Source organism: Streptomyces sp. NPDC003034, assembly GCF_053591375.1.
Genome location: NZ_JBSFTS010000008.1, coordinates 132,319 through 158,082, shown reverse-complemented (window position 1 = coordinate 158,082; position 25,764 = coordinate 132,319). Strand labels below are relative to the sequence as shown.

19 protein-coding genes are annotated in these 25,764 nt (G+C 71.4%); 6 read left to right on the top strand and 13 right to left on the bottom strand.

Features of this window, described 5'->3' with window-relative positions; genetic code table 11:
• Positions 1-44: 44 nt before the first annotated feature.
• The 11 genes from ACWDX7_RS12015 to ACWDX7_RS11965 all read right to left on the bottom strand — a co-directional run bounded on the left by ACWDX7_RS12015 (position 45) and on the right by ACWDX7_RS11965 (position 11,149).
• Positions 45-1,505, bottom strand: a complete 1,461-nt coding sequence (locus ACWDX7_RS12015; protein ID WP_451491221.1) for a UbiD family decarboxylase domain-containing protein — start codon at positions 1,503-1,505, stop codon at positions 45-47.
• A complete protein-coding gene (gene trpF, locus ACWDX7_RS12010; RefSeq protein ID WP_451491222.1) occupies positions 1,499-2,836 on the bottom strand; it encodes a phosphoribosylanthranilate isomerase in 1,338 nt (445 codons plus the stop codon). The genes ACWDX7_RS12015 and trpF overlap by 7 nt, the downstream gene beginning before the upstream one ends.
• A 28-nt stretch (positions 2,837-2,864) precedes the next feature.
• Positions 2,865-4,256, bottom strand: a complete 1,392-nt coding sequence (locus tag ACWDX7_RS12005; RefSeq protein WP_451491223.1) for a TrpB-like pyridoxal phosphate-dependent enzyme — start codon at positions 4,254-4,256, stop codon at positions 2,865-2,867.
• 42 nt (positions 4,257-4,298) lie between these two features.
• Positions 4,299-4,991: a transglutaminase-like domain-containing protein gene (locus tag ACWDX7_RS12000; protein WP_451491224.1), complete on the bottom strand. Its 693-nt coding sequence runs from the start codon at positions 4,989-4,991 to the stop codon at positions 4,299-4,301.
• A gap of 33 nt (positions 4,992-5,024) precedes the next feature.
• Entirely contained in the window at positions 5,025-6,164 is a 1,140-nt protein-coding gene (locus ACWDX7_RS11995; protein WP_451491225.1) for an acyl-CoA dehydrogenase family protein, read from the bottom strand.
• Positions 6,165-6,206: 42 nt separating this feature from the next.
• Positions 6,207-6,581: an ectoine synthase gene (locus tag ACWDX7_RS11990; RefSeq protein ID WP_451491226.1), complete on the bottom strand. Its 375-nt coding sequence runs from the start codon at positions 6,579-6,581 to the stop codon at positions 6,207-6,209.
• Positions 6,575-7,462, bottom strand: a complete 888-nt coding sequence (gene trpA / locus ACWDX7_RS11985; RefSeq protein ID WP_451491227.1) for a tryptophan synthase subunit alpha — start codon at positions 7,460-7,462, stop codon at positions 6,575-6,577. The genes ACWDX7_RS11990 and trpA overlap by 7 nt, the downstream gene beginning before the upstream one ends.
• The gene (locus ACWDX7_RS11980; RefSeq protein ID WP_451491228.1) at positions 7,455-8,465 is read right to left on the bottom strand and encodes a hypothetical protein; all 1,011 of its coding nucleotides are present in this window, start codon (positions 8,463-8,465) and stop codon (positions 7,455-7,457) included. The genes trpA and ACWDX7_RS11980 overlap by 8 nt, the downstream gene beginning before the upstream one ends.
• 2 nt (positions 8,466-8,467) lie before the next feature.
• On the bottom strand, positions 8,468-8,731 hold the full coding sequence (locus tag ACWDX7_RS11975) for a phosphopantetheine-binding protein (RefSeq protein ID WP_451491229.1): 264 nt from the start codon (positions 8,729-8,731) through the stop codon (positions 8,468-8,470).
• 1 nt (position 8,732) lies between these two features.
• On the bottom strand, positions 8,733-10,223 hold the full coding sequence (locus tag ACWDX7_RS11970; RefSeq protein ID WP_451491230.1) for an AMP-binding protein: 1,491 nt from the start codon (positions 10,221-10,223) through the stop codon (positions 8,733-8,735).
• A gap of 260 nt (positions 10,224-10,483) precedes the next feature.
• Positions 10,484-11,149, bottom strand: a complete 666-nt coding sequence (locus ACWDX7_RS11965; RefSeq protein ID WP_451491231.1) for a LysE family translocator — start codon at positions 11,147-11,149, stop codon at positions 10,484-10,486.
• Positions 11,150-11,517: 368 nt separating this feature from the next.
• Here ACWDX7_RS11965 and ACWDX7_RS11960 point away from each other — a divergent pair, with 368 nt between their 5' ends.
• The gene (locus tag ACWDX7_RS11960; protein ID WP_451491232.1) at positions 11,518-12,513 is read left to right on the top strand and encodes a LuxR C-terminal-related transcriptional regulator; all 996 of its coding nucleotides are present in this window, start codon (positions 11,518-11,520) and stop codon (positions 12,511-12,513) included.
• A 163-nt stretch (positions 12,514-12,676) separates the two neighbouring features.
• On the opposite strand, the gene glgP is transcribed toward ACWDX7_RS11960, so the two are convergent.
• Entirely contained in the window at positions 12,677-15,319 is a 2,643-nt protein-coding gene (glgP, locus tag ACWDX7_RS11955) for an alpha-glucan family phosphorylase (RefSeq protein ID WP_451491233.1), read from the bottom strand.
• A gap of 179 nt (positions 15,320-15,498) precedes the next feature.
• Entirely contained in the window at positions 15,499-16,404 is a 906-nt protein-coding gene (locus ACWDX7_RS11950) for a hypothetical protein (RefSeq protein ID WP_451750312.1), read from the bottom strand.
• A 601-nt stretch (positions 16,405-17,005) separates the two neighbouring features.
• Here ACWDX7_RS11950 and ACWDX7_RS11945 point away from each other — a divergent pair.
• The 5 genes from ACWDX7_RS11945 (at position 17,006) to ACWDX7_RS11925 (ending at position 25,730) form a co-directional block, all read left to right on the top strand.
• Positions 17,006-19,000, top strand: a complete 1,995-nt coding sequence (locus ACWDX7_RS11945) for an alpha-1,4-glucan--maltose-1-phosphate maltosyltransferase (RefSeq protein ID WP_451491235.1) — start codon at positions 17,006-17,008, stop codon at positions 18,998-19,000.
• On the top strand, positions 18,997-20,715 hold the full coding sequence (treS, locus tag ACWDX7_RS11940) for a maltose alpha-D-glucosyltransferase (protein ID WP_451491236.1): 1,719 nt from the start codon (positions 18,997-18,999) through the stop codon (positions 20,713-20,715). Before ACWDX7_RS11945 ends, treS begins: the two co-directional genes overlap by 4 nt.
• A 155-nt stretch (positions 20,716-20,870) precedes the next feature.
• The gene (locus tag ACWDX7_RS11935; RefSeq protein WP_451491237.1) at positions 20,871-22,394 is read left to right on the top strand and encodes a maltokinase N-terminal cap-like domain-containing protein; all 1,524 of its coding nucleotides are present in this window, start codon (positions 20,871-20,873) and stop codon (positions 22,392-22,394) included.
• Positions 22,391-24,676, top strand: coding sequence for a 1,4-alpha-glucan branching enzyme (gene glgB, locus ACWDX7_RS11930; protein ID WP_451491238.1), 2,286 nt, complete (start codon positions 22,391-22,393; stop codon positions 24,674-24,676). The genes ACWDX7_RS11935 and glgB overlap by 4 nt, the downstream gene beginning before the upstream one ends.
• A 364-nt stretch (positions 24,677-25,040) precedes the next feature.
• Positions 25,041-25,730, top strand: a complete 690-nt coding sequence (locus ACWDX7_RS11925; RefSeq protein ID WP_451491239.1) for an XRE family transcriptional regulator — start codon at positions 25,041-25,043, stop codon at positions 25,728-25,730.
• The last annotated feature ends 34 nt before the right edge of the window (positions 25,731-25,764 follow it).

The window sequence follows — 25,764 nt, the reverse complement described above, 5'->3', positions numbered from 1 at the left end:
CTCGGTGGCGTGCTTCGGGTGCGGGGCGCGCGCCGGCCCGGCGGTCAGGTCAGCGGCGGCTGGAAGCTGCGCTCGGTGTGGGCGCGGAGTCGGTGTGGCGTGGTGGCGTCGATGTACGTGCGGGCCGGCACGTGTGGCGAACCGAAGCGCGCTCGCGCCCAGTCGGGCGTCTGCGACGGGTCCATCGGGACCGGCGGGTGTCCGGGCAGTTCGACGCAGTCCGCGCCGAGGTTCGCCCGGGTGGTCATCGCCCACAGCAGTTCCTCGGCACCGCGGACCTGGACGTCGTCGTCGGTGAACAGCACCGTCTTGACGAACGGATGCCGGCGGACGACCTCGTCGGCGATCGCGAGCAGGGCCCGGTCCGCCGCGTCGGAGTCTTTGCGCACGGCGACGGCCAGCAGCAGCATGCCGCCGCCGGCGGGCGAGAAGTGCAGGTCGTGCACGTGCAGCCCGGGAGCGGACGGCAGCGACAGGGCCACCGAGAGGGCTCCGGCGACACCCAGGATGTGCGATTGCTCGCGGCCGGGCCCGATGACGGCCTGGTAGAGCGGGTCGCGCCGGGTGGTGACGGCGGTGACGGTGAGCACCGGCAGTCCGCGCTTGGCCCGACCGTCGTACCCCAGGAACTCCGGCAGCGACCCGTCGGGTGCGGTGCCCGGCAGGGCCTCGTCGGCCAGCGTGCCGTCCAGGTACCCCTCCAGGACGATCTCGCTCTCGGCGATGGCGGCCGCGCCGGGCTGGGTGAGCGCCGCGACCAGCGAGAGCGGCGCCCCGGCGAGACCACCGGCCACCGCCGGCTTGTCCGACCCGTGCGGCAGGAAACGGGAGTTGACCGCCGAGGCGATCATCGCGGCAGGCGGCACTCCGAGGTTGACGGTGACCGGCAGGCGCTCACCGCGCGCCACCGCCCGCTCGTACAGCTGTCCGAGCCGACGGCCGGGGACCATCCAGATGGTCAGCCGGTCGCGGCCGATCACCAGCATCCGGTGCGCGGAGAGCGCGCTCTGACCGGTGAAGGCGTCCCCGGCGTGCACCAGGGCGGCCGTCAGGTAGGGCCCGGCGTCCCTGGGAGTGGTGGTGAGCACGGGCAGCTCGCGCAGGTCGACCTCGCCGACGACCACCTGCTGGCAGGGCGCCGTGGCCACCTTGACCGGCGCGATCCCCGCGGCCACCAAGGCGGCGGCACTCTGCGGCGTGGTGTGCCGGGGCAGGCCGGGCAGCCAGCCGCGCAGCCGGTCCTCGTCTCCGTACATCCCGAGCAGCACCGGCGGGGCGAGCCGGCCGGCGGCGCCGGAGCGCACCCCGGTGTACAGCACGGCCGGTTCGGGCCGGGAGACGCCGACCGCGGGCACACCGGCGTACCGCTCGGCGAAGTCGGCGGCCACCGCCTCCCGGGCGACCGGCTCGTCCCGGGTGAGCACCGGCATCCCGGCCAGCGCGGTACGCAGGGACAGGCCGGCAGCGGCGGTGCGCTCCGTGGTGCCCGATTCGGTGGTCACCATGCCGCCGCCACGCCCTCGCCGAGTTCGCCGAACCAGCCGTTCAGGTCCGGGTGGCGCAGCAGGCCCGTGCCGATGAGCAGGCCCCGGTACCCGGCGGCGAGCAGCCCGGTGGCGTCCTGCGGCATCTCGATGCCGCTCGCACTGACCGGCACCCGGGTGCCGGTGGCGAGGACGTCGGGCAGCAGGCGCAGGCTTCGTCCCAGGTCGGGCGCGTCCTGCTCCTTCTGCCGGATGTCCTTGTTGTTGACGGCCACCACGCAGGACTCGCCGTGCACCAAGGACGCCAGCTCCTGTTCATTGGTGACCTCGACGAACGGGGTCAGCCCGTGCTCCAGGGCGGACTCGATCAGCCCGGGCAGCACGCCGCGCGGCAGTACCGTGGCGGTGAGCAGCACCGCGGAGGCGCCGGCCGCGCGCGCCTCGGCGAGCTGCCGCTCCTTGGTGAAGAAATCCTTCACCAGGACGGGCAGGTCGGTGGCCGACGCCACCTCGTCCAGCAGTGCGGCAGTGCCGCCGAACCACGAGCCGGTGACCACCGAGAGGGCGGGCGCGCCCAGCCGGGTGTACTCGTCCACGATGGACCGCACCGGCCGGCCTCGGAACAGGTCCTCGCCGTGCGCGCTGCGGGCCTTGAGCTCCATGATCACCGGCAGCCGGGCGGCCAGCAACGCCGCAGGGAAGTCGTCGGCGGTGGAGCGCCAGGCCGCCCGGATGGCCTCGATCCGGGGCGTCTGGAAGCCGCCGCCCGCGCCGCGCGCGGCGCTGTCCACGTCGATGCCGGCGAAGCCGGAGTGGCTCCGGGCCGCCCGGTGCGCGCCGGCGTTGACGGCGCTGATCCCGCCCGCGAGCATGAACGGCCTGGTCAGCCGAGCGAGTACCGACTCGACGGCCCCGGCCGCCAGCGGCACGCCGGTGCTGCCGATCTTGCCGTCGGCGCCCACCGAGTCGAAGAGGAAGACGTCCACGCCCGCCCGCTCGTACGCCCCGATCAGCGGCGCCTCCAGCACCCGCCCGTCCAGGACGTGCAGCACCTTCAGCAGTTCGACGGCGGGCAGCTCCGCGCGGATCGCCGCCACCTGGGCCGGCGTGGCGTAGCCGTGCAGCTGCACCCGGGACACTCCGGAGGCGGTGACCGCCTCGCGCAGCGCCGCCGGGTCGGCGAGCAGGGTCACCAGGACCGGGGCCGGCCCGCCGGCCGCCCGAGCGAGGCCGGCCAGTCGGATCAGCTCCGCCAGGGCGAGGTCGGCGGGCCCGTCCGGCACGCCGTACCAGAGTCCGATCAGATCGACCGGGGCCCCGGCGAGCAGCCGCAGCTGGTCCTCGCCGGTCACCCCGCACACCTTCAGCCGCACCGTCCGCTCAGCTCCCCACGACCGGAGACCCGGCGGACCGCGACCCGAACTGCTCCGGCAGCCTGGCCAGCGACCGGGCCACCAGCTCCTGGTCGAAGCCCTCGTCCACGAGCTCGCCGCCCAGGTACTTCTCGTACGCCGTCAGGTCGAAGTGGCCGTGGCCGGAGAGGCCGAACAGGATCGCTTCCGAGCGGCCCTCCTCCTTGAGCCGCAGCGCCTCGTCGATGGCCACCCTGATGGCGTGCGTGGACTCCGGGGCGGGCACGATGCCCTCGGTACGGGCGAAGCTCACGCCGGCCTCGAAGCAGCGGGTCTGCGGTACGGCGCGCGCCTCCATCAGCCCGTCCTCCAGGGCCTGGCTGACCAGCGGCGCGATGCCGTGGTAGCGCAGGCCGCCGGCGTGGATCGCGGGCGGCACGAAGGAGTGGCCGAGGGTGTGCATCTTCAGCAGCGGGGTCAGGCCGGTGGTGTCGCCGAAGTCGTAGGCGACACGGCCTTGAGTGAGGCTGGGGCACGCGGCCGGCTCGGCGGCGATCACCCGCACCCTGCGGCCGCCGCGCAGCTGCTCGCCGAGGAAGGGGAAGGCCAGGCCGGCCAGGTTGCTGCCGCCACCGGCCGCGCCGATGATGATGTCCGGGTAGTCGTCGGCCATCTCCAGCTGGAGCAGCGCCTCCTTGCCGATCACCGTCTGGTGCAGCGCGACGTGGTTGAGCACGCTGCCGCCCGCGTAGTTGGTGAACGGGTCGTTCATCGCCACTTCGATCGCCTCGGAGGTGGCGATGCCGAGGCTGCCGGGGCAGTCCGGGTCCTCGGCGAGGATGCCGCGCCCGGCGGCGGTCTCGGTGGACGGGCTGGGCACGCAGGTGGCGCCGTAGGAGTGCATGAGGGCGCGGCGGTAGGGCTTCTGGTGGTAGCTGACCTTCACCATGAAGACTTTGACCTCAAGGCCGAAGAAGGCCCCGGCGAGGGAGAGCGAGGAGCCCCACTGGCCGGCCCCGGTCTCGGTGGCGAGCCGGTGGATGCCGGCCTCCTTGTTGTAGAAGGCCTGCGCGATGCCGGTGTTGGGCTTGTGGCTGCCGGCCGGGCTGCCGCCCTCGTACTTGTAGTAGATCCGCGCGGGGGTGTCGAGCAGCTTCTCCAGCCGGCGGGCCCGGAACAGCGGCGCCGGCCGCCACTGGGCGTAGATCTGCCGGACCACGGAGGGGATCTCGATGTCCCGCTCCAGGGAAAGCTCCTGCTCCGCCAGCTCCTTCGGCATGATCGGGAGCAGGTCTGCGACGGCAGCGGGCTGACCGGTACCCGGGTGGAGCGGGGGCGACAGCACGGGCAGGTCGGCGGCGAAGTTATACCAGGTCGTCGGGATCTGTGCATCGGCGAGTTGGTACTTGATGGTGTCCACGGTGGCGGCCTCCGGGCCTGGTTGTGGGGAGTGGGATGGGAGTCAGGTGGTGCTGGCGACGGCCGCGTCGGCCACCAGCGAACCGGCGGTGAACCGGCGGCTGTCCGGTCCGGCGAACAGCCCGGGGTGCTCACGGGTCATCCCGGTCAGCACCATGTCGTACGGAAGGTCGTCGAACTCGCCGTGTTCGTGCAGGAACTCCATCTGCCGGGCGCCGTGCTCGTCGAAGGGGTGGTGCACGCTGTCGGCCGTCCCGTCGAACGCCAGCGGCTTCATCCCGTACAGACGGCAGAGCAGCTTGTTGAACACCGGCGTGGCCCGCACCCAGCGCCCGTTCAGGTGGACGGAGGTGAGCGCGTGGTAGTGGAAGACGTCGCCACCGACGTACTCCTTGATCCGCTCGGACGCCAGGTGGTTGCGCACGTCGGTGAGCACCAGGCGGCCGGGGATGCCGACCGAGCGCAGCGCGGCCAGGTACACCAGTGACTTGTGGATGCACATGCCGCGCTTCGCCTTGATGGTCTGGCTGGCCGTCAGCATCCGGCGCGAGAAGTCCGCTCCGTAGATTTCGTAGCCGATCTGGTCCCGCACGGCGTAGTAGAGCCGCACCGCACGGTCCCGGTCATCCTCTCCACCGTCCGGCAGCGCCTGCGCGACGAAGGCGCTCACCTCCGGCGAGGCGTGGTCGATGAATTCGGTGGCCGCCAGCGTGCTGGCGAACGCGTCGCTCGACATGGGAAAGGTCTCCGTACTCTCGGAAGGGGCCGGTCACAGGCCGAGCATGGTGGCGATGCGGACCCGCTGGACCTCGGAGGTGCCGGAGTAGATCGTCCCGGCGACGGCGTTGCGCAGCTCCTGCTCGACGCCGTACTCCGCCATGTAGCCGTTGCCGCCGAAGATCTGCACGGCGTGGAGGGCAGAGGCCAGGTTCGCCTCGCTGACCACCAGTTTGGTGGAGGCCAGGTCGACGGTGATGTCCGAGCCGGCGGCGAGGGCCACGGCGGTGTCGTAGAGCCAGCGCCGGGAGGTCTCCACGCCGATCCGCATGTCCACGATCCGACTCGCCACCAGCTGGAACGACCCGATCGGCTGCCCGAACGCGGTGCGCTCCCCCGCGTAGGCGATGCACTCCTCAAGCCGGCGCTGCATTTCACCGAGGGTGACGGCGAAGGAGCACAGGATCTCCCACTTCATCACGTGGTCGAGCACCATGAATCCGGTGCCGACCCGGCCGATCACATGGGACTTCGGCACCCGGCAGTCGTCGAAGAAGAGCTCTGACATCGGGGAGGACTTGAGGCCCATCTTCTCGATCGGATTGCCGACTGTCAGCCCGGGGGCGTCCCGGTCCACCAGGAACGCGGTCACCCCGAGCGGGCCGGCCGTCGGATCGGTCTTGGCATAGACCGCGATCACGTCGGCTATCGGTCCGTTGCTGACGAAGGTCTTGCTCCCGTTCAGCACGAACACGTCGCCGTCCGGCACCGCGGAGGTGCGCATCGCCAACGCGTCCGAGCCACCGCCGGGTTCGCTGATCGCGTGGGCGCCGATCAGACTGCCCGTGGCGATCCCGGTCAGGTACCGCTCCTTCTGGGCGGCCGTACCGAAAGCCTGCAGCGGGACTCCGACACTCACCATGCTGGTGGTGACGGAGAAGTTCAAACCGCCGTTGCGGCAGCCGTGGCCGAGGCCTTCCAGGACGTACATGGTGGTCAGCAGGTCCTGGCCGAGCCCGCCCAGCTCGGATGCGAAGGGCAGCCCGAGCAGGCCCGAGTCCACGACCGCTTGCCACGGCCCGCGCGGGAACCGGGCGGCCTTGTCGTGAGCCAGGTGGTCGTCACCGAACTTCTCGAACCACGGTGTCAGGCCGTCGCGCAGAGTGCGCTGGTCGGCGGACCATTGGATCATCGCAGCTTCATCCCCCGTCGGTGGTCGGTGGCGCGGGTGCGCTCAGTAGTGGGAGGACGAGGCGCCGCTGAGGTCGTGCACCTCGTCGCCGCGCAGCGCCGGGGTGAAGACGCACACCAGGCGCAGGTCCTCCTCCGGCCAGGCGATCAGCCAGTGCGCGTCGTGCTGGTCGAGCGCGTAGAGCGTGCCGGGCTCGATGACGTGGCTGTTGCCGGCCATGTCGACGACCTCGCCCCGGCCCGAGATGCAGTAGCAGGCCTCCAGGTGCCGCTTGTACTCCAGCAGCGACTTGGTGCCGGCGGAGACGACCGTGTCGGTGACCGAGTAGCCCATCTGGTCGGCCTCCACCAGGAAGCGGCGGCTGAGGCCGTTGCCCCACTCGACCGTCTTCGCGTTCTCAAGCTTGCGAATCAGCATGGTGATCTCCGTTCTTGATGGAATGGGTGTTCTTCACGTGCGGACTCGTGGCGCAGCCCGCCGACGAAAGAGCCGAGTTCGGCGAGCAGGTCGCCGCCGGTCCCCAGGACCCGTTCGACCTCCGCCACCAGGGCGCTTCCGACGATCGCGGCGTCCGCGCCCAACTCGCCCATGGCCGCCGCATCCTCGGCGGTCCGGACCCCGAAGCCCACGGCCACCGGGGCGGAGGTGAGCTTCTTGAGGGTGGCGATCACCGGCGCCAGGGCAGCGCGGTCGGGAGCCGGAGCTGTGCCCGACCGGCCGAAGTGGGCCACCAGGTAGAGGTACGCCGAGGCGAACTCGGCACTTTCGGCCAGGACCTCCCGGGGCGAATTCGGGTAGCAGGTGGTCACCACCGGCTGCCCGATCCGCTGCGCTGCCTCCAGGTACCGTCGGCGGGCCAGCGGCGGAAGGCCGTGCAGCAGCGTCGCATCGGCCCCCGCGCTCCTGGCCCGGCGCAGGAACTCCTCAAGGCCCACCGGCTTCACCGAATGGCCCCAGTCGGCCAGCAGCGCGATCCGGGTGTGCCGCAGGTCCGGCCGCACCCGCTCGACGAAGCCGAGCACGGCGTCCAGGTCCACACCCCCGTGCAGCGCGCGCCGGGCGGAGCGCCGGATGACCGGGCCGTCGGTCACCGAGTCCGGAAACGGCACGGCCAGTTCCAGGCAGTCCACTCGCTCGGCGTCCAGCAGCCGCACCAGCTCGTCCAGCCGGTCCAGCCCCGGGTCGCCGGCGTTGAGGAACAGCGCCAGGCCCGGGGCGGCGGGACCGCGGCCGGGGAAGAACCCGGCCCCGGCGTCCGTGTGCCCGACCGGGTCCGTACGGTCCGTACGGTCAGACACCGGCCCGCACCTCCCGGCGCAGCCGCTCCACCAGCTCGACCGCGGCCCCGTCGGACACCGCCGCCCGGGCCGTCGCGTACGCCTGCGCCCAGTCGGTGGTCCGGCCGGACGCGATGGACGCGGCGGCCGCGTTGAGGCAGATGCTCTCCACCGCCGCCGCCGGGCCGTGGCCCCGGAGCAGTCCGAGCAGGTGCCCGGCCGCGTCGGCGCCTTCCCCGGCCGGGCGGAGGTCGCCCAGGGTGCCGTCCACCGCCGTGCCGACCGTCTCGGGCCCCACGCCCGTCTCCTTGCCGTTGGCCAGCACGGTGTTCCCGGTAAAGCTGATCAGCTCGTCCACGCCGAGGCGGTTGCGCACCAGCCAGATCCGCCGGCTGGCTGCCAACTCGACGAAGCTGTCCCATAGTTCCGGCGAAGAGACGCCGGTCAGCTGCGCCTCGACGGGCACTGCCGCCAGGAACGGACCGAGCACGTTGACGAACCGGCCGATCTGGTGCATGCCGTACGGCAGTACGGCACGGGCCAGCTCGGTCAGCTCCGCCGGGTAGACGAACCCCCCGGCGAAAGCCACGTTGAACCGGCCGAGCAGGTCCTCGCACTGCGCGTAGGAGCGCGCGGTGGGAATGCCGAGCCGGTCCAGGATGTCGATCGAGCCGTACCGGCTGCTGTAGCCGCGCGACCCGGTCTTGACGATCGGAACCCCGGTGGCCGCGGCCACCAGGACCGCGGCGGTGGTCAGGTTGAAGGTGGCGGGGCCGCCTCCGGTACCGACCATGTTGACGACGCCGGGCCAGCGGGCCGGCAGCGGTTGCGAGCGGTCGGCCAGCGAGCCGAGGAACGACTCCAGGGTCGGCGTGGCCGGCGTGCGGGTGGAGAGCGAGGCAAGCACCGCGAGGGCCTCACCGTCCTTCAGCCGGCGGGCGTGCAGCCGCTCCCAGAAGTCGGCCCACAGGGGGCGCTCCACCGGTTCGGTCCGCCGGACGAGGCTGTGCAGCAGATCGGGCACGGTTACTTCGCCCCGGAGGCCACCGCGTCGGCCTGTGCGAGGAAGGCGTCGATGGCGGCGACCGACCGGAAGTTCTCCGGCAGGATGTCGAGCGAGTCGATGTCCAGCTTGTAGGTGTTCTCCAGCCAGCCCACCAGGGTCAGCAGGCCGAGGCTGTCGACCACGCCGTTGGCCAGCAGGTCGAAGTCGTCGTCGATCTCCTCGACGGTGACCTCCAGCAGGAACTGCTCGATCAGATAGTGCTTGATGTCGTCCATGCGCGTCATGTCAGCCTCCGGAGGCAGTGAGCGGTCGGTCGGTTTGCGCCTGCCGGGAACGGCTTCGTACGGCCTTGCGGTCGAGCTTCCCGGTACTGGTGCGGGGCAGCGGGGTGTCGACCAGCCCGACGGTGGTCGGAATGGCGACCCTGGGAAGCAGCCCGGCGACGTGTTGGCGGATGATCAAGGAATTGAGCTCGGCGCCCTCGGCGCGTTGCACGACGGCGTGCAGCCGCATGCCCGCGAGCTCGTCGGGCTCGGCGAGCACCACCGCCTCGGCGACCGCCGGGTGGCTGCGCAGGGCGGCCTCGACCTCGGTGGTGTTGATGCGCACGCCGCGGACCTTCACCATGTGGTCCCGCCGGCCCTCAAGGGTCAGCACACCGTCGGCGTGGCGGCGGACCAGGTCGCCCGTGCGGTAGTAGCGCCCGTCAGGGTGCTGCGAGAAGACGCCCCGGTCGAGCTCGGGATCCAGGTAGCCGGCGGTCTGGAACGGTGTGGAGACCACGAGTTCACCGCGGCCGGGCCCGTCCAGCTCGGTGCCGTCCTCGTCCAGGACCAGCGCGCTGACCCCGTCGATCGGCCGGCCGATCGGCACCGTACCGTACGGCATCGGGTCCATCGGGTCCATCGTGTGGATGAAGCTGTCGTTGGTCTCGGTGCAGCCGTAGACGTTGTGGAACGTCGCCTTGGGCAGCAGCGCCGGCAGCGGTTCGAAGCCCCGGGCGCTGACGGCGTCACCGGTGAGCAGCGCGTGCTCGATGCCGTCCAGCAGCAGTCCGTGCTCCGCCTCGGCGGCCTGGGTGAGCAGTTGGTACAGCATCGGGACGCCCTGGACCACCTGAACCGGGCGGGCCTGGAACTGGGCCCGCAGGTGGGCCGGATTGGCGGCGAGATCCTGGTCGATCACGGTGACGCAGCCGCCACGGCTCAGCGTGGTCCAGATGTCGAGCAGGCAGAGGTCGAAGTTGAGCGGCGCGTAGTTGAGCACTCCGCTCTCCGGACCGATGCCGAAGTAGCCGGCCGCCCAGTCGGTGAACCGCTGCACCGCACCGCCGGTCAGCGGCACGACCTTGGGCAGCCCGGTGGAGCCCGAGGTGGTCAGGAGCAGCACGACGTCGTCCGGGCCGGATTCCGCGTGTGTAGTGAACTCTCCTTCAGTGGACATCAGTTGGTCTGGCTCGGGCAGTCGACGGGCACCACAGCGGTCCAGCAGGGCGGACAGCGTCTCGGCACCGAGCTCCGCCGAGGGCAGCAGGACCGGCTGGCGGAGCATCAGACAGGCCAGCACCACGGCGATGGCCTGCGGCGACTTCTTCGCCACCATGGCCACCGGCTCGGCGGAAGGCAGGCCCAGCCCGGCCAGCCCCACGGCGGCCGCACCGGCCATCCGATGCAGTTCCGCGTAGCTCACCTCCTCCGCGTGCCACAGCAGCGCCGGCGCCTGCGGACGGACCTTTGCCTGTTCGGCGATCCGGCCGGGGAGGGATCTCCATGGCATCGAGCAGTCCTCCGTCTCACGTAGAAATGTCTGCGCGAACAGCCGAAGATCAGCACGGCTGTGGCAGGAATGCGCGCACCGCGGAAAAGCCCACGGCGAAGAGCGGTCGCGACGATGAGCACGCCGGAGCCGTCAAGGATTGAATAGCTGAATACACGCCCAGAAGTTGATTACTAAACTTCCCGATGCGCATGGAGAAAGCTCCTGATACCGGTCATCCGATGCCAGAAAACTCCCTCATGCGATCTTGCACCGCCAGATCAGTCCGCTTGCCGCCCCGAGGGCTGCGCGAAGGCGGCGAAGACGCCGAGCAAAAGGTAGGTGCAGCCGGTGATGTACTTCTGTGCGCGGGCGAACCGCACATTGCGGGCGAGCCAGGCGCCCACCCCGACCGAAGCCATCGCGTACAACAGGTCCATGGCCAGCGCGATCGCGAAGAACACCAGGCCGAGAGCCAGCGTCTGGCTCGCCACGGAGCCCCGGTCGGGGTCGACGTACTGCGGCAGCAGCGCCAGGAAGAAGAGCGCGACCTTGGGATTGAGCACGTTCACCAGGACGCCCTGCCGCAACAGCGCACCAACGGGCTGGTGGCCGTCCGTACCCGATGGCCGCTCACCCACCGTGTCGCTTTTGGACAACAGGGTGCGAACGCCCAGGTAGACGAGGTAGGCGGCGCCGGCGTACTTCACCACGTTGAACGCCAGGGTGGAGGTGGCGACCAGCGCCGACACCCCGACCACCGTGCCCAGGACGTGTACCAGCGTGCCGAGTTCCACCCCGACCGCCGAGGCGAAGGCCGCCCGCCCGCCCTGGCCGATGCCGCGACTGAGGATCAGCAGCATGTTGGGCCCGGGCACGGCGACCACCGCGACCACCGTCGGCAGGAACAGCATCAGCGCCGCCGTCGACGGAAGCGTCAGCTCCACGGGACCGATCCCCCTCCGCGGTCCGCGGCCTGACCGTGGCTCAACCCCACTCCAGATCCTTGTCCTGGCAGCCTGCGATGTCGGCGGCGGAAACGGAATCCACCCAACCTGGCTGAAATGCTGTTCGATTGTGCGCCATACTGCCCATCCCCCGTTATTTCACCGTGCTTTGATCTGCTCCGCCCATAAGCTGGGCCTCGATTCCCCATACGCTAGGTGTCGAGCGGAGATACCTCGATCTTGCTCGCCGAACCGCGGTAAGTCCAGGGACGAGCGGTGTCCGAAAGGTGCCGTGACTGGTGGCGGCCAGGTTGTTCGCAGCGGACTGCCGCAGCACCACCAAGCAGTACCACCATCACGGAGTGGCAATGGATCTCGAAAAGGACCGGAAAGCCCTGACCTCCCTGTACCGGCAGTTGAGAAATGAGCCGAATCTGGGTACGCCGGAGATCTGTGCTCGGGCGGGCCTGGATCCCTCCTCGCTGCACGAGGCCGTGGCACTGCTCACCGAGCTCGGACTGCTGACCGAATCCGGCCACAGCGGCGGACGGCCCGCCGTCACCGCCACCGAGACCGCTCTCAACCGCCTCGCGCAGCAGGCGGAACAGACTGCCGCGCGCTCACTGGAGGAGACCATCCGGATGCGCAAGGCGATCCGGCTGCTCACCACCGAACTCGCCGATCAGTACCAGCAGCAGGAGAGCATGGCGCCCGCCGAGCTCATCGTCGGCCTCGATCGCATCTCGGAGGTCTTGGAGGACTGCACCGAACTCGCCCAGGACGAGGTCCTGAGCATGCACCCGGGCCCGGTCGTGGAAAGCCGCTCCAAGGCCCGTCTGCAGCGCAATCAGAAGGTGCTCGACCGCGGCGTCGGGATGCGCACCATCCACCTCACCTCCACCGCGCGGCTGCCGCAGGGCCTGGCCCTGCTGGAGGAGATGCAGCGCGCCGGGGTCAGCATCCGACTGGTCCCCACCATCCCGTTCCGGCTGATCATCATCGACGAGGTGATGGCCTTCACGCCGGCCTTCGGCACGGAGGCGCAGCCCACCGCCATGGTCACCCGCGGGCCGGTGATCACCCGTCTCCTCAAGCGGGTGTTCGAGCACTGCTGGCAGTCCGCGGTCGAACTCGGGACCGACACGCGTCCGCCTCAGGACCTTGAAGACACCCCGATAACCGGCCAGCAGGCAGGCATCCTGCGGCTGATGAACGCCGGCTTCAAGGACGAGGCGATCGCCCGCGAGCTCGGAGTGTCCACGCGTACGCTGCGCCGTCTGATGAGCGACCTGATGGAGAAGCTCGGCGCGGACAACCGCTTCCGGGCCGGCGTCCGGGCCGAGCAGCTGGGCTGGCTCAAGTAGGCCGGGGGCGCCTGTCCGGGTTGCGAAGCCCGGACAGGCGCCCTGTCTCAGCCGATGACGGCGAAGCCGAGTCGAGCGGGCCGAGCTGCCCGTGGCGGACGACCGGCCGGGCGGCCGGACCGCCTGCCGACCCGCGCCGGCGCCCGCCGCCCCGGCCGCGCCCTCAGCGCAGGGGTACGCCGTCCGCCGCGGCCGCCTCGGTGTCCACCGGACCCGCGACCAGTCCCAGTTCGGCCGGGGTCGCCAGCAGCGGGTGCGAGGGCAGCAGGCGTACGGTGTAGCCGAAGGGCCCCGTACGGTCGAGGGCGAGCGGGCCCTCGTACACCCAGCGTCCCTCCAGGTCGGGCCCCGCGGCCGGCTTCAGCGGGAAGGCCCGCCCGTCCCGGATCACGTCCTGGGCGTCCACCCGGCCGGCCACGGCCTGTACTTCCACGTCCTCGGGGGTCAGCGCGTCCAGGGACACCCGCACCCGCAGCGTGAGGGTGGCGCCGAGCTCGGCCGTCCCGTTCACGGGAGCCGCGGCCAGCGCCTCCACGTGCTCGACGCCGACCCGCGGCCAGGCCGCCCGGACCCGCCCCTTCCACCAGGCCAGGTCCCGCGCCGCCTCGGCGGTCAGGGCGCGGTGGGCGTGCGCGGCCGGCGCGTAGAGCCGCTCCACGTACTCCCGCACCATCCGCCCCGCCAGCACCTTGGGACCCAGGGAGACCAGGGTGCGCCGGACCATCTCGATCCACCGCACCGGAAGCCCGCCGCGGCCGGCCCGGTCGTAGAACCGGGGTGCGACCCGGCCCTCGATCAGCTCGTAGAGGGCGTTGGCCTCCAGGTGGTCGCGCCGGTCCTCGTCCGCTCCCAGCCCGTCGGCGGTCGGAATGGCCCAGCCGAAATCGGGCTCGAACCACTCGTCCCACCAGCCGTCCAGTACGGACAGGTTGAGGCAGCCGTTCAGCGCGGCCTTCATCCCGCTCGTCCCGCACGCCTCCAGCGGCCGCAGGGGGTTGTTCAGCCAGACGTCGCAGCCGGGGTAGAGCTTCTGGGCCATCGCCATGCCGTAATCGGGCAGGAAGACGATCCGGTGCCGCACCCGCGGGTCGTCCGCGAACTGCACCAGCTCTTGAACGAGCCGCTTCCCGCCGTCGTCGGCCGGGTGCGCCTTGCCCGCGACCACGATCTGCACCGGCCGTTCCGGATCCAGCAGCAGCCGGCGCAGCCGCTCCGGGTCACGCAGCATCAGGGTCAGCCGCTTGTACGAGGGCACGCGCCGGGCGAAGCCGATGGTGAGCACGTCCGGGTCCAGTACGGAATCCACCCAACCCAGCTCGGCGTCCGCGGCCCCGCGCTGACGCCATGAGGCCCGCAGCCGGTCGCGTACCTCCTGCACCAGCTGCTCGCGCAGCCCCCGCCGCAGATCCCAGACGTCCTGGTCGGCGATGTCCGCGACCGCGTCCCAGCGCCCGGAGCCGCCGACCGAGAGGGCGTCCTCGGTGCGGCCGGCGCCGATCTGCCGGATGCCGAGCCGGACGACCTCGGGGGCCACCCAGGTGGGGGCGTGCACCCCGTTGGTCACGGAGGTGATGGGCACGTCCGCCGGGTCGAAGCCCGGCCACAGCCCGGCGAACATCTCCCGGCTGACCGCACCGTGCAGGGTGGACACCCCGTTGGCGCGCTGGGCCAGGCGCAGCCCCATGACGGCCATGTTGAACACTCCGGGGTCGCCGCCGGGATAGGACTCGGCGCCCAGTTCCAGGATCCGGTCGACGGGTACGCCGGCCAGTTCGCCGCCGTCACCGAAGTGCCGGGCGACCAGGGCCCGCTCGAAGCGGTCGATGCCCGCCGGGACGGGGGTGTGGGTGGTGAAGACGGTCCCGGCCCGTACCGCCTCGACCGCGGCGTCGAAGCCGAGGCCGCGCTCCCGCTCCAGTTCCCTTATGCGCTCCAGCCCGAGGAAGCCGGCGTGGCCCTCGTTGGTGTGGAAGACCTCGGGGTCGGGGTGGCCGGTCAGCGCGCAGTACAGCCTCACGGCCCGGACGCCGCCGATGCCGAGGAGCATCTCCTGCAGCAGCCGGTGGTCGCTGCCGCCGCCGTAGAGCCGGTCGGTCACCTCGCGGGCCGCCGCGTCGTTGTCCTCCACGTCGGAGTCCAGGAGCAGCAGCGGCACCCGCCCGACGCGGGCCTGCCAGATGTGGGCGTGCAGGGCCCGGCCGCCGGGCAGGGTCAGCGAGACCCGGGCGGGGGTCCCGTCGGCCTGGCGCACCAGGCTGACGGGCAGTTCGTTGGGATCGAGTACGGGATAGTGCTCCTGCTGCCAGCCGTCCCGGGAGAGCGACTGCCTGAAGTACCCGTGCCGGTACAGCAGTCCCACACCGATGAGCGGAACGCCGAGGTCGCTGGCGGCCTTGAGGTGGTCCCCGGCGAGGATCCCGAGCCCGCCGGAGTACTGCGGCAGGGCGGCGGTGATACCGAACTCGGGGGAGAAGTAGGCGATGGCGGCGGGCAGAGCGCCTTCGGGCTGCTGCCCCTGGTACCACCTCCCGCCGTTCACATAGTCGTCTAGGTCGGCGGAGACGGCGGCGAGCCGCCGCAGGAACCGGCGGTCGCCGGCGAGTTCCGAGAGCCGGGCGGCGGAGACGGTGCCGAGCAGGCGGACGGGGTCGCGGCCGGCGGCCTGCCAGCCCTCTGGGTCGACGGATTGGAAGAGTTCGCGGGTTTCGGCATGCCACGACCAGCGCAGATTGCGCGCGAGGTCGGCGAGCGGCAGCAGGGAGTCTGGTAGGACGGGGCGCACGGTGAACCGACGGATAGCCTTCACGTGTTCCACCTTCGCAGGGGATTACGGATGGGAGCGGTCACACCACGCTGTGCACCCGCGCTTCACCCCCGGAAGGCTAGCGATGCCCGCGGCGCCGTGCCCGGGCTTTGCCAAGAGCGCGGACAAAAGGGGGCCGGCTCCCGTACCGCCCGCACCAGGTCACGCCCCCGCTGGACGGGTCAGCCGGTGCCATCGGGCCCACCCCCTTCCAACAGGTCGTCAAGGTAGGGCCGCAGTGGCCGCGGCAGCGCCCCGGCGTCCAGCGTGCGCAGCACCGCCAGCGCGGGTTCCTCCAGGAAGCGGCGCAGCTCCAGCAGCGCGTGCAGCCCGGCTTCCAGCGCGGCCGGGTCTCGCTCCCGTACGACGGCCCGGGCCAGCGCGGCGCACAGGTACCGGCCCACCTCCGGCTCCCGGGCGTCCGGCCGGTCCGAGGCCTCGTCGGCGGCGAGCTCCCGGACCCGGGGGTCGGCCGCCCGCAGCCGGCGTACGAGCTCCCGTGGCCGGGGGTCGGCGTCCAGCCGGTCCCACTCGCCGAGGGCCCGCGCCCCCGCTCCGGAGAGCAGTACCCGGGCGGTGGAGGCGGGGTCGAGCCGGTTCACGGCCCGCCCGTGGAACTCCATGCGCTCCAGTACCACCCACTGCCCGTGCGGGGTGCGCAGGGTGAGCCCGGGGTGCGGGACGCCCCGCAGGCAGCGCACCACCATCAGGGTTCCGGCGCCGGCGGGCTCCACCGGCCCGGAGACCTGGAGCCGCGCCGCCCGCGCGAGCAGTCGGCTCAGCAGCGGCGACTCGGAGCGGAGCCCGGCGAGCCGCAGCAGCGCCACGTCGTCCAGGGAGGCTTCCACGGTCACCAGCGCGTCGAGCTGTGCCTCCAGGGCGGCCCGGTCGTACTCCCGTACGACGGCCTCGGCCAGCGCCGACGCCACGCGTGTCTCCTCCTCCGGGGACCGCACGGCGGCCGCCGCCTCCCGCGCCGCGCTCTCCCGCGCCTGGGGGTCGGGCGCGCGCAGGCGGCGTATGCGGTCCGGAACGGTGAGGTCGCCGTCGCCGTCGCCGAGATGTCCCTGCCATGTCCCCATGCCCATGGGACATTGTCGCCCGTTCGGCGGATGCCTTCCTCCTGCCGTCCGCCGCACCAGCCGCCGTACCGTCGCCCGCTCGGTAGCACCGCACCGGATCCGCCACGGGGGCACACGAATCGGCCAGATTCGCGACCCGCGCGTCCGGAACGCCTGGGTGCATACGGCCGTGACGGGGCCCGCGTCAGGGTGCGAGCCTCCTCGTTCGGGTGGTCCGAGGGACCCGAACAACCGCACGGGAGGGGCGAGTGAGACGGGTGGGACAGGAGGCGTGTGCCCGCGCCTCGTGAACTCCCCGCCGCCGCCGCGGAGCCCCGCCGAGCCCTCCGTCCTGCCCGTGCCACTACGTACGAGTAGTTGACCGGAGCCCCGGATTGGGCCGAGCGAGAGTGGGAAGGGCTCCCCGGGTACGCGTGCCAAGCGACGGCGCACCCGTCCCCAACCCTCCCCCGCCACCCGAGTGAACGCGGACAGGAGCGGCCATGCCCGCAGCCCAGCCGTCCACTGAGCGGCTAGAAACAGAGCGAACAGAGCGTGCACGACCAGCCGGGCATCCGGCTGAACTGTTGTCACCGAGCCCTGCGAACTGCCCCCAGGTGAGCCCATCATGATCGGTCGCATTCCCGTGCTGGACGTCCGCCCCGCCGTCGACTGCGGCGCCAGACCCGCCAAGGCGGTCGTGGACGAGGTATTCGAGATCTCCGCCACCGTGTTCCGCGAAGGGCACGACGCCGTCGCCGCCCATGTCGTGCTCCGTGACCCGAGCGGGCGGCTGCGGCCCCCCGTGCCCCTGCGCGAGCTCGCCCCCGGTACCGACCGGTGGGGAGCGCGGGTGTCGGCCGAGACCGAGGGGAGGTGGACCTACACCGTCGAGGCGTGGAGCGATCCGGTCGCCACCTGGCGGGCGCACGCGGCGATCAAGATCCCGGCGGGTATGGACACCGACCTCATGCTCGTCGAGGGCGCGGAGCTCTACGAGCGGGCCGGCGCCAGGATCCCCAAGCGGGACGGTCGCGAGGCCGTGCTGAGCGCCGCCGACGTGATGCGGGACGAGGAGCGGCCCGTCGCCGAACGGTACGCGGCCGCCCTCGCCCCCGAGGTGGACGCCGCGCTCACCCGGCGTCCGTACCGCGAGCTGGTCACCGCTTCCAAGGCCCTGCCCCTGCTGGTCGAGCGCAAGCGGGCGCTCTTCGGCTCCTGGTACGAGATGTTCCCCCGCTCCGAAGGCGCCGTGCTGGAGCCCGGCGAGGCGCCCGTCAGCGGGACCTTCCGGACCGCCGCCGAGCGGTTGCCCGCGATCGCCGCCATGGGCTTCGACGTGGTCTACCTGCCGCCCATTCACCCGATCGGGAGCACCTACCGCAAAGGTCCGAACAACACCCTTTCGGCTGGGAGTTGGGACCCCGGTGTGCCGTGGGCCATCGGTTCGCCGGAGGGCGGCCACGACGCCGTCCACCCCGACCTCGGCACCATCGAGGACTTCGACGCTTTCGTCGCGCGGGCCCGGGACCTGGGGATGGAGGTCGCGCTCGATTTCGCACTCCAGTGCTCCCCCGACCACCCCTGGGTGGAGAAGCACCCCGAGTGGTTCCGGCACCGGGCCGACGGGACGATCGCGTACGCCGAGAACCCGCCGAAGAAGTACCAGGACATCTACCCGGTCCACTTCGACACCGACATGCCCGGCATCATCGAGGAGACCGTGCGCATCCTGCGGCACTGGATGGACCACGGCGTCCGGATCTTCCGGGTCGACAATCCGCACACCAAGCCTGTCGTCTTCTGGCAGAAGGTGATCGCGAACATCAACAAGACCGACCCGGACGTGATCTTCCTCGCCGAGGCCTTCACCCGCCCGGCGATGATGCGGGCGCTCGCGGCCGTCGGCTTCCAGCAGTCGTACACGTACTTCACCTGGCGCAACACCAAGAGCGAGCTGACCGAGTACCTGACCGAGCTGTCGAGCACCCGGTCCGCCTGCGTCATGCGGCCGAATTTCTTCGTCAACACGCCCGACATCCTGCACGCGTACCTCCAGCACGGCGGCCGCACCGCTTTCGAGGTCCGCGCGGTCCTCGCCGCCACCCTCTCCCCCACCTGGGGCGTCTACGCCGGATACGAGCTCTGCGAGAACACCCCGGTCAGAGAGGGCAGCGAGGAGTACCTGAACTCCGAGAAGTACGAATTCCGGCCACGGGACTGGGCCGCCGCCGAGCGCGAGGGCCGCACCATCGCCCCCCTCATCACCGCCCTGAACGAGATCCGCCGCCGCAATCCCGCTCTGCAGCAGCTGCGCGACATCCACTTCCACACGACCGACAACGAACAGGTGATCGCCTATTCGAAGCACGCCGGAGCCAACTCCGTACTGGTGGTCGTCAACCTCGATCCGCACCACACCCAGGAGGCGACGGTCTCGTTGGACATGCCGGTACTCGGCCTCGACTGGCACGGGTCCCTCCCGGTGCGCGACGAGCTCACCGGCGAGACCTATCACTGGGGCAGGGCGAATTACGTGCGTCTAGAGCCGGGGCGTACGCCCGCGCACGTACTGGCAGCTCTGCGACCGTCCCCGCCCACCGGAGGGTCACCCACCTCATGATGATCAATGATCCCGTCCACGACACCTTCGAGGACACCCCCGCCAAGGACCGCGATCCCGACTGGTTCAAGCGGGCGGTCTTCTACGAAGTGCTCGTCCGCTCCTTCCACGACAGCAACGGCGACGGCGTGGGGGACCTCCAGGGGCTCACCGCCAAGCTGGACTACCTCCAGTGGCTCGGCGTCGACTGCCTGTGGCTGCCCCCCTTCTTCGCCTCCCCCCTCCGCGACGGGGGCTACGACGTCTCCGACTACACCTCCGTGCTGCCGGAATTCGGGGACCTCGCCGACTTCGTCGAATTCGTGGACGCCGCGCACCAGCGCGGCATGCGGGTGATCATCGACTTCGTCATGAACCACACGAGCGATCAGCACGAGTGGTTCCAGCAGTCCCGCAAGGACCCCGACGGTCCGTACGGCGACTACTACATGTGGGCCGACAACGATAAGCAGTACCAGGACGCCCGCATCATCTTCGTCGACACCGAGACCTCGAACTGGACGTACGACCCGCTACGCAAGCAGTACTACTGGCACCGCTTCTTCTCGCACCAGCCGGACCTGAACTTCGAGAACCCGGCCGTGCAGGAGGAGATCATCTCCGCCCTCCGCTTCTGGCTCGACCTCGGCATCGACGGGTTCCGGCTCGACGCCGTCCCCTACCTGTACGCCGAGGAGGGCACCAACTGCGAGAACCTGCCGCGCACGCACGCGCTGCTCAAGCGGGTGCGGGCCGAGATCGACGCGCACTACCCGGACACCGTCCTGCTCGCCGAGGCCAACCAGTGGCCGGAGGACGTCGTCGACTACTTCGGGGACTACGCGAAGGGCGGGGACGAATGCCACATGGCGTTCCACTTCCCCGTCATGCCGCGCATCTTCATGGCCGTACGAAGAGAGTCCCGCTACCCCGTGTCGGAGATCCTGGCCAAGACCCCGGCGATCCCGGAGCGCTGCCAGTGGGGCATCTTCCTGCGCAACCACGACGAGCTGACCCTCGAAATGGTCACCGACGAAGAGCGCGACTACATGTACGCGGAATACGCCAAGGACCCCCGGATGCGGGCCAACATCGGCATCCGCCGCCGGCTCGCCCCGCTGCTGGACAACGACCGCAACCAGACCGAGCTGTTCACCGCCCTGCTGCTGTCCCTGCCCGGTTCGCCGATCCTCTACTACGGCGACGAGATCGGCATGGGCGACAACATCTGGCTGGGCGACCGGGACGGGGTGCGCACCCCCATGCAGTGGACGCCGGACCGCAACGCCGGTTTCTCCTCCTGCGATCCGGGCAGGCTGAACCTGCCGGTCATCATGGACCCGGTCTACGGGTACCAGGTCACCAACGTCGAGGCGTCGATGGCATCGCCCTCGTCGCTGCTGCACTGGACCCGGCGGCTGATCGAGATCCGCAAGGCGAACCCGGCCTTCGGACTCGGCTCGTACACCGAACTGCCGTCGTCGAACCCGGCGGTGCTCGCGTTCCTGCGCGAGTACGGGGACGACCTGGTGCTGTGCGTGCACAACTTCTCGCGCTTCGCGCAGCCCACCGAGCTGGATCTGCGGTCGTTCAACGGGCGGGTCCCGGTGGAGCTCACGGGTGATGTGCGCTTCCCCCCGATCGGCGAGTGGCCGTACCTGCTGACCCTGGCGGGACACGGCTTCCTCTGGTTCCGGCTGCGGACCGAACAACGGACCGAGCCTCGGCCGGAGTAGCGAGCCGAGTACGGGGCGGGCCGCGCGAATGGGTCAACCGCCCGCCCCTGTACGGATCATCCTGACCCGACACTCGCACATACCGGAGAAGCAACTGCCGCACATCCGGGACACTCTGCGCATTCTGTGACGGCCCGGGGAAAGGACGCGACGCCATGTCGGAGGGATCCGCCCGGAGCCGGCTGACGGCCGACCGGGCCGCAGGAATCGGCCCGCTGGAGCCGATGCTGCGGGCCTGGCTGCCCGCACAACGCTGGTTCGCGGGCAAGGGCCGCACCATCAGCAGGCTGAGAACGGTCTCGGCGGCGGAACTGCTGCCACCGGGCTCCACACCCGGGCTGCTCCACCTGCTCCTCGATGTGGACGGGGACTGCTACCAACTCCTGCTGGGCATCCGCCCGTCCCTGCCGCCCGGACTCGCGCCCGCGCTGATCGGGTACGCGCAGGAGGGCCCGTACGCGGGCAAGGCGGTCTACGAAGGACTCGGCGATCCCAAGCTGGCGGCCATGCTGCTGGAGCGCCTGCGCTCCCCGGGCACGCTCGGCCCGCTGCGCTTCGACCGGGATTCCGAGGCGCCCGTGCCGGCAGGGCTCGCGCCCCGGCCGCTGTCCGGGGAGCAGACGAACACCTCGCTGATCTATGGAGATTCGTTCATCCTGAAGGTGTTCCGCCGGGTCGGTCCCGGCGTCAACCCGGACCTGGAGCTGCCCAGGGCGCTGGCCGCGGCGGGCTGCGCCCGCGTCCCGGCGCCCGTCGCCTGGTACGAGGCCGAACTGCCCGGCACCGAGCCGCTGACCCTGGGCGTGCTCCAGCCGTACCTGCGCGGCTCCGACGACGGCTGGCAGCTGGCCCTGCGCAAGCTCGGCTCCGGAAGCGATTTCACCGCCGAGGCGCACGCGCTCGGCCGGGCCACCGCCGAGGTGCACAGCGCCCTGGCCCGCGTCCTGCCCACCCTCGCGCTCGGGCCGGAGCAGACCGCCCGGCTCGCGGCCGGGATGACCGCGCGCCTGGCCGCCACCGCCCGGGAGGTGCCCGCGCTGCGGCCCTACGAGGCGGGGCTGCGGGGCGCCTTCGACGCGCTGGCCGCCTCGCGCGGCGCCGGGGTGGCGGCCCAGCGGATCCACGGGGACCTGCATCTGGGCCAGACCCTGCGCACCCTCGACGGAAGCTGGTCGCTGATCGACTTCGAGGGTGAGCCGGCCCGGCCGCTGGCCGACCGCCGCCGGCCCGAACCGGCGGTGCGCGACATCGCCGGGATACTGCGCTCCTTCGACTACGCCGCCCGCTCGCACCGGCCCTTCGCCCCGGCCTGGGCCGATGCCTGCCGGGCGGCCTTCTGCGAGGGCTACGCGCGCACCACGGGCCGTGATCCGCGGGAGGAACCGGTCCTGCTGCGCGCGTACGAGACCGACAAGGCGGTGTACGAGGCGCGGTACGAGTTCCGCCACCGTCCCGACTGGCTGCACGTGCCGATGGCCGCGATCCGGCGGCTCGCCTCGGGCCCGGAGAGCCCCCTGTGGCGAGCCTCAGCGCAACGCGCCGACGGCGACCTGTCCCCGGCGCCGCACAGCCACGGCCACGGCCAACCCCACACCCCCCACCACTCCCAGCCGACCCACGCACAGCCGAAGCCCCAGACGAAACCGCAGACCAAGCCCCCGAGGAGGCCGCTCGCGTGAGCGCCGCACGACAGCCGTCACCGACCGTCCGCGACGAAGCCGCCACCGCCCCGGAGGCCGCGCCCAAGACCCGTCCGCCCCGGGCCCGCCGGGCCGACTCCGACTCCGGGGTCCGGCCCGCACCGCCCATCGAGGCGTGGGAGCGGGCCCGGCTGCTGGAGGGCCGCCACCACGATCCGCACGGCCTGCTGGGCGCCCACCCAGAGCGGGGCGGCGTGGTTTTCCGCGTCCTGCGCCCGTTCGCCCAGGCGGTCACCGTCGTCGCCAAGGGGCTGCGGGCCGAGCTCGCCGACGAGGGTGACGGGCTGTTCTCCGGCCTGCTGCCGCTCACCGGGGTGCCGGACTACCGGCTGCTGGTGACGTACGACGGCGACGAGGTGGAGATCGAGGACCCGTACCGCTTCCTGCCCGCGCTCGGCGAGCTGGACCTGTACCTGATCGGCGAAGGCCGCCACGAGCAGTTGTGGAAGGCGCTCGGTGCCGAGCCGATGGAGCACCAGGCAGTGGCCGGCACCCGTTTCACGGTGTGGGCGCCGAACGCTCAGGGCGTCCGGCTGGCCGGGGACTTCTCGTACTGGGACTCCACCGCCTATCCGATGCGCTCGCTCGGCGCGACGGGCGTGTGGGAGCTGTTCCTGCCGGGGATCGGGCCGGGGACGCTGTACAAGTACGACATCACGCGCCCGGACGGCAGCCACACCCTGCGCGCCGACCCGATGGCCCGCTCCGCGGAGGTCCCCCCGGCCACCGCCTCCGTGGTCACGTCCTCCGGATACGCGTGGCAGGACGAGGCGTGGATGGCGAACCGCGGCGCCCGGCCCGCACACGAGGCCCCCTTCTCGGTATACGAGCTGCACCTGGCGTCCTGGCGGCCGGGGCTCTCCTACCGGGAGCTCGCCGAGCAGCTCCCCGCGTACGTGAAGGAGCTCGGCTTCACGCACGTGGAGATGATGCCGGTCGCCGAACACCCCTTCGGCGGTTCGTGGGGCTACCAGGTCACGGGCTTCTACGCCCCGACCTCGCGGTTGGGCTCGCCGGACGACTTCCGCTTCCTCGTGGACGCGCTGCACCGGGCGGGCATCGGCGTGATCGTCGACTGGGTGCCCGCGCACTTCCCGCGCGACGACTGGGCACTCGCCGAGTTCGACGGGCGCCCGCTGTACGAGCACGAGGACCCGCGGCGGGCCGCGCACCCGGACTGGGGAACGCTGGAGTTCGACTACGGCCGCAAGGAGGTCCGCAACTTCCTCGTCGCCAACGCCGTGTACTGGTGCGAGGAGTTCCACGTGGACGGACTGCGCGTGGACGCCGTGGCCTCGATGCTGTATCTGGACTACTCGCGCGAGGAGGGCCAGTGGTCGCCCAACGAGCACGGCGGGCGGGAGAACTGGGACGCGGTCGCCATGCTCCAGGAGATGAACGCCACCGTGTACCGGCGCTGCCCGGGCGTGGTGACCATCGCGGAGGAGTCCACCGCCTGGAACGGGGTCACCCGGCCGACGGACGCCGGCGGGCTCGGCTTCGGCATGAAGTGGAACATGGGCTGGATGCACGACACCTTGCGGTACATGTCGAAGGACTCGGTCCACCGCAAGTACCACCACCACGACATGACCTTCGGGATGATCTACGCCTTCAGCGAGAACTACGTCCTGCCCATCTCGCACGACGAGGTGGTGCACGGCAAGGGCGCGCTGGTGTCTAAGATGCCCGGGGACTGGTGGCAGCAGCGGGCCGCGCACCGGGCCTACCTCGGTTTCATGTGGGCCCATCCCGGTAAGCAACTGCTCTTCATGGGCCAGGAGTTCGCTCAGGGCGGGGAGTGGAAGGAGGCGCACGGGCCGGACTGGTGGCTGCTGGACACCTCCTACTCCGCGGCCGGGGACCACCGCGGCGTACGGGACCTCGTACGCGATCTGAACCGCACCTACGCGGCGGCGCCCGCCCTGTGGGAGCGGGACAGCGTGCCGGAGGGCTTCGCCTGGGTGGAAGCCGACGCGGCGGAGGACAACGTCTTCGCCTTCCTGCGGTTCGCGCAGGACGGCTCGCCGCTGCTCGCGGTGTCGAACTTCTCGCCGGTGGTCCGGCACGGCTACCGGATCGGGGTCCCGCAGGAGGTCCCGCTGTGGCGGGAGGTCCTCAACACCGACCTGGAGGTCTACGGCGGCAGCGGCGTCCACCACGCCCAGCCGCTGCGCGCCGAGCCGGTGCCCGCGCAGGGCCGCCCGGTAAGCCTGCGCATGACCCTCCCGCCGCTGTCGACGATCTGGCTCAGGCCGTAGGCCCCGTCCCGGGCCGTCCCGTCCCCCTCCAACTTCCGGCGGAGGACGGGGCCCGGCCCGGGCGCGTCGGCGTCAAGGCAAGGGCGAGCGGATTCGGGGGCCCTCGCCACCCCCGTATGCGAGGGCCCCGTATGGATCACGTACGGGAAGGACGACCGGTTCACGGCCTGTGGGGGGAAGCCGCGGGCTTGCGTTGAGAGGCGATGGCTGAAACCGTGTGGGTGGCAATGGATCTTGCGGACCGCCGGTTACCCGACAGTCGCAGGGAAACCCGGCCAAAACGCTTAACTTCCTAGGACGTTCCTACGAGTTATGAGCTTGTTCGTTTGGTCTGTAGTCGTAAGAGCTCGGCCACTCCTACGGTGTGCCTGTGCACTCCAGCTCTCCTTTCAATGCCCCCGCCGCCCGTCGTCTGCGCGCGGCCCTGGGCATGGCCCCCGGCCACGTTGCCTACGGCCTGCGCGCGCAGTACGGACTGCTCGTCGCTCCCGAGACCGTGACGGCCTGGGAACGCGGCGAGATCTCACCCACGTCCGCCGAGGTCACGGCCCTCGCCGGCGTCCTGTGGTGTTCGCCCTCGGAGCTGCTCGCCGAGCCGGTCACCCTGCGGGAACACCGGATCGCCAGGGGCCTGGCCCCGGAGGAACTGGCCCGGCGGGTCGGGCTGGAGACGCAGTCCTACCAGAAGATGGAGGACTCCGGGCGCTGGAAGGGCAACGAGCGGCAGTCCGTCGCCCTCGCCACGGTGCTAGGACTGACGCTGGCCCAGTTCGTGACGGCGACCGGCAAGGAGGAGGAGCTGGCCGAGCTCCTGCGCGGTGCGGTGACCACGCGCTGGCAGGGGTACGTGAAGCCCCTGGCCAAGCTGCTGCCGGTGCCCAAGCCGCATCTGGAGCGGGCGCTGGAGCAGCTGTACCGGGACTACCAGTCGCGGATGGTCGCCACCTTGAGCTGGGGCGGCGGCGGGGGCCAGGCCGGGGACGGGGACGCGGGGCGGGAGTTCCTCGCGCAGATCGTGGAGCGGTTCTGGTACCTCGCGGGCGGTGCCGCGTAGGGCGCGCCCTCGCCCGGAGGCGTGGCCGGACCGG

Excerpts from the sequence above, each read along its gene's own strand:
- ACWDX7_RS11935 (WP_451491237.1), top strand. The coding sequence starts at position 20,871 with ATGTCGGAGGGATCCGCCCGGAGCCGGCTGACGGCCGACCGGGCCGCA.
- ACWDX7_RS11990 (WP_451491226.1), bottom strand. The coding sequence starts at position 6,581 with ATGCTGATTCGCAAGCTTGAGAACGCGAAGACGGTCGAGTGGGGCAAC.
- ACWDX7_RS11995 (WP_451491225.1), bottom strand. The coding sequence starts at position 6,164 with ATGATCCAATGGTCCGCCGACCAGCGCACTCTGCGCGACGGCCTGACA.
- treS (WP_451491236.1), top strand. The coding sequence starts at position 18,997 with ATGATGATCAATGATCCCGTCCACGACACCTTCGAGGACACCCCCGCC.
- ACWDX7_RS11975 (WP_451491229.1), bottom strand. The coding sequence starts at position 8,731 with ATGACGCGCATGGACGACATCAAGCACTATCTGATCGAGCAGTTCCTG.
- ACWDX7_RS12000 (WP_451491224.1), bottom strand. The coding sequence starts at position 4,991 with ATGTCGAGCGACGCGTTCGCCAGCACGCTGGCGGCCACCGAATTCATC.
- ACWDX7_RS11950 (WP_451750312.1), bottom strand. The coding sequence starts at position 16,404 with ATGGGCATGGGGACATGGCAGGGACATCTCGGCGACGGCGACGGCGAC.
- ACWDX7_RS11945 (WP_451491235.1), top strand. The coding sequence starts at position 17,006 with ATGATCGGTCGCATTCCCGTGCTGGACGTCCGCCCCGCCGTCGACTGC.
- ACWDX7_RS12015 (WP_451491221.1), bottom strand. The coding sequence starts at position 1,505 with ATGGTGACCACCGAATCGGGCACCACGGAGCGCACCGCCGCTGCCGGC.
- ACWDX7_RS11970 (WP_451491230.1), bottom strand. The coding sequence starts at position 10,223 with ATGCCATGGAGATCCCTCCCCGGCCGGATCGCCGAACAGGCAAAGGTC.
- ACWDX7_RS11960 (WP_451491232.1), top strand. The coding sequence starts at position 11,518 with ATGGATCTCGAAAAGGACCGGAAAGCCCTGACCTCCCTGTACCGGCAG.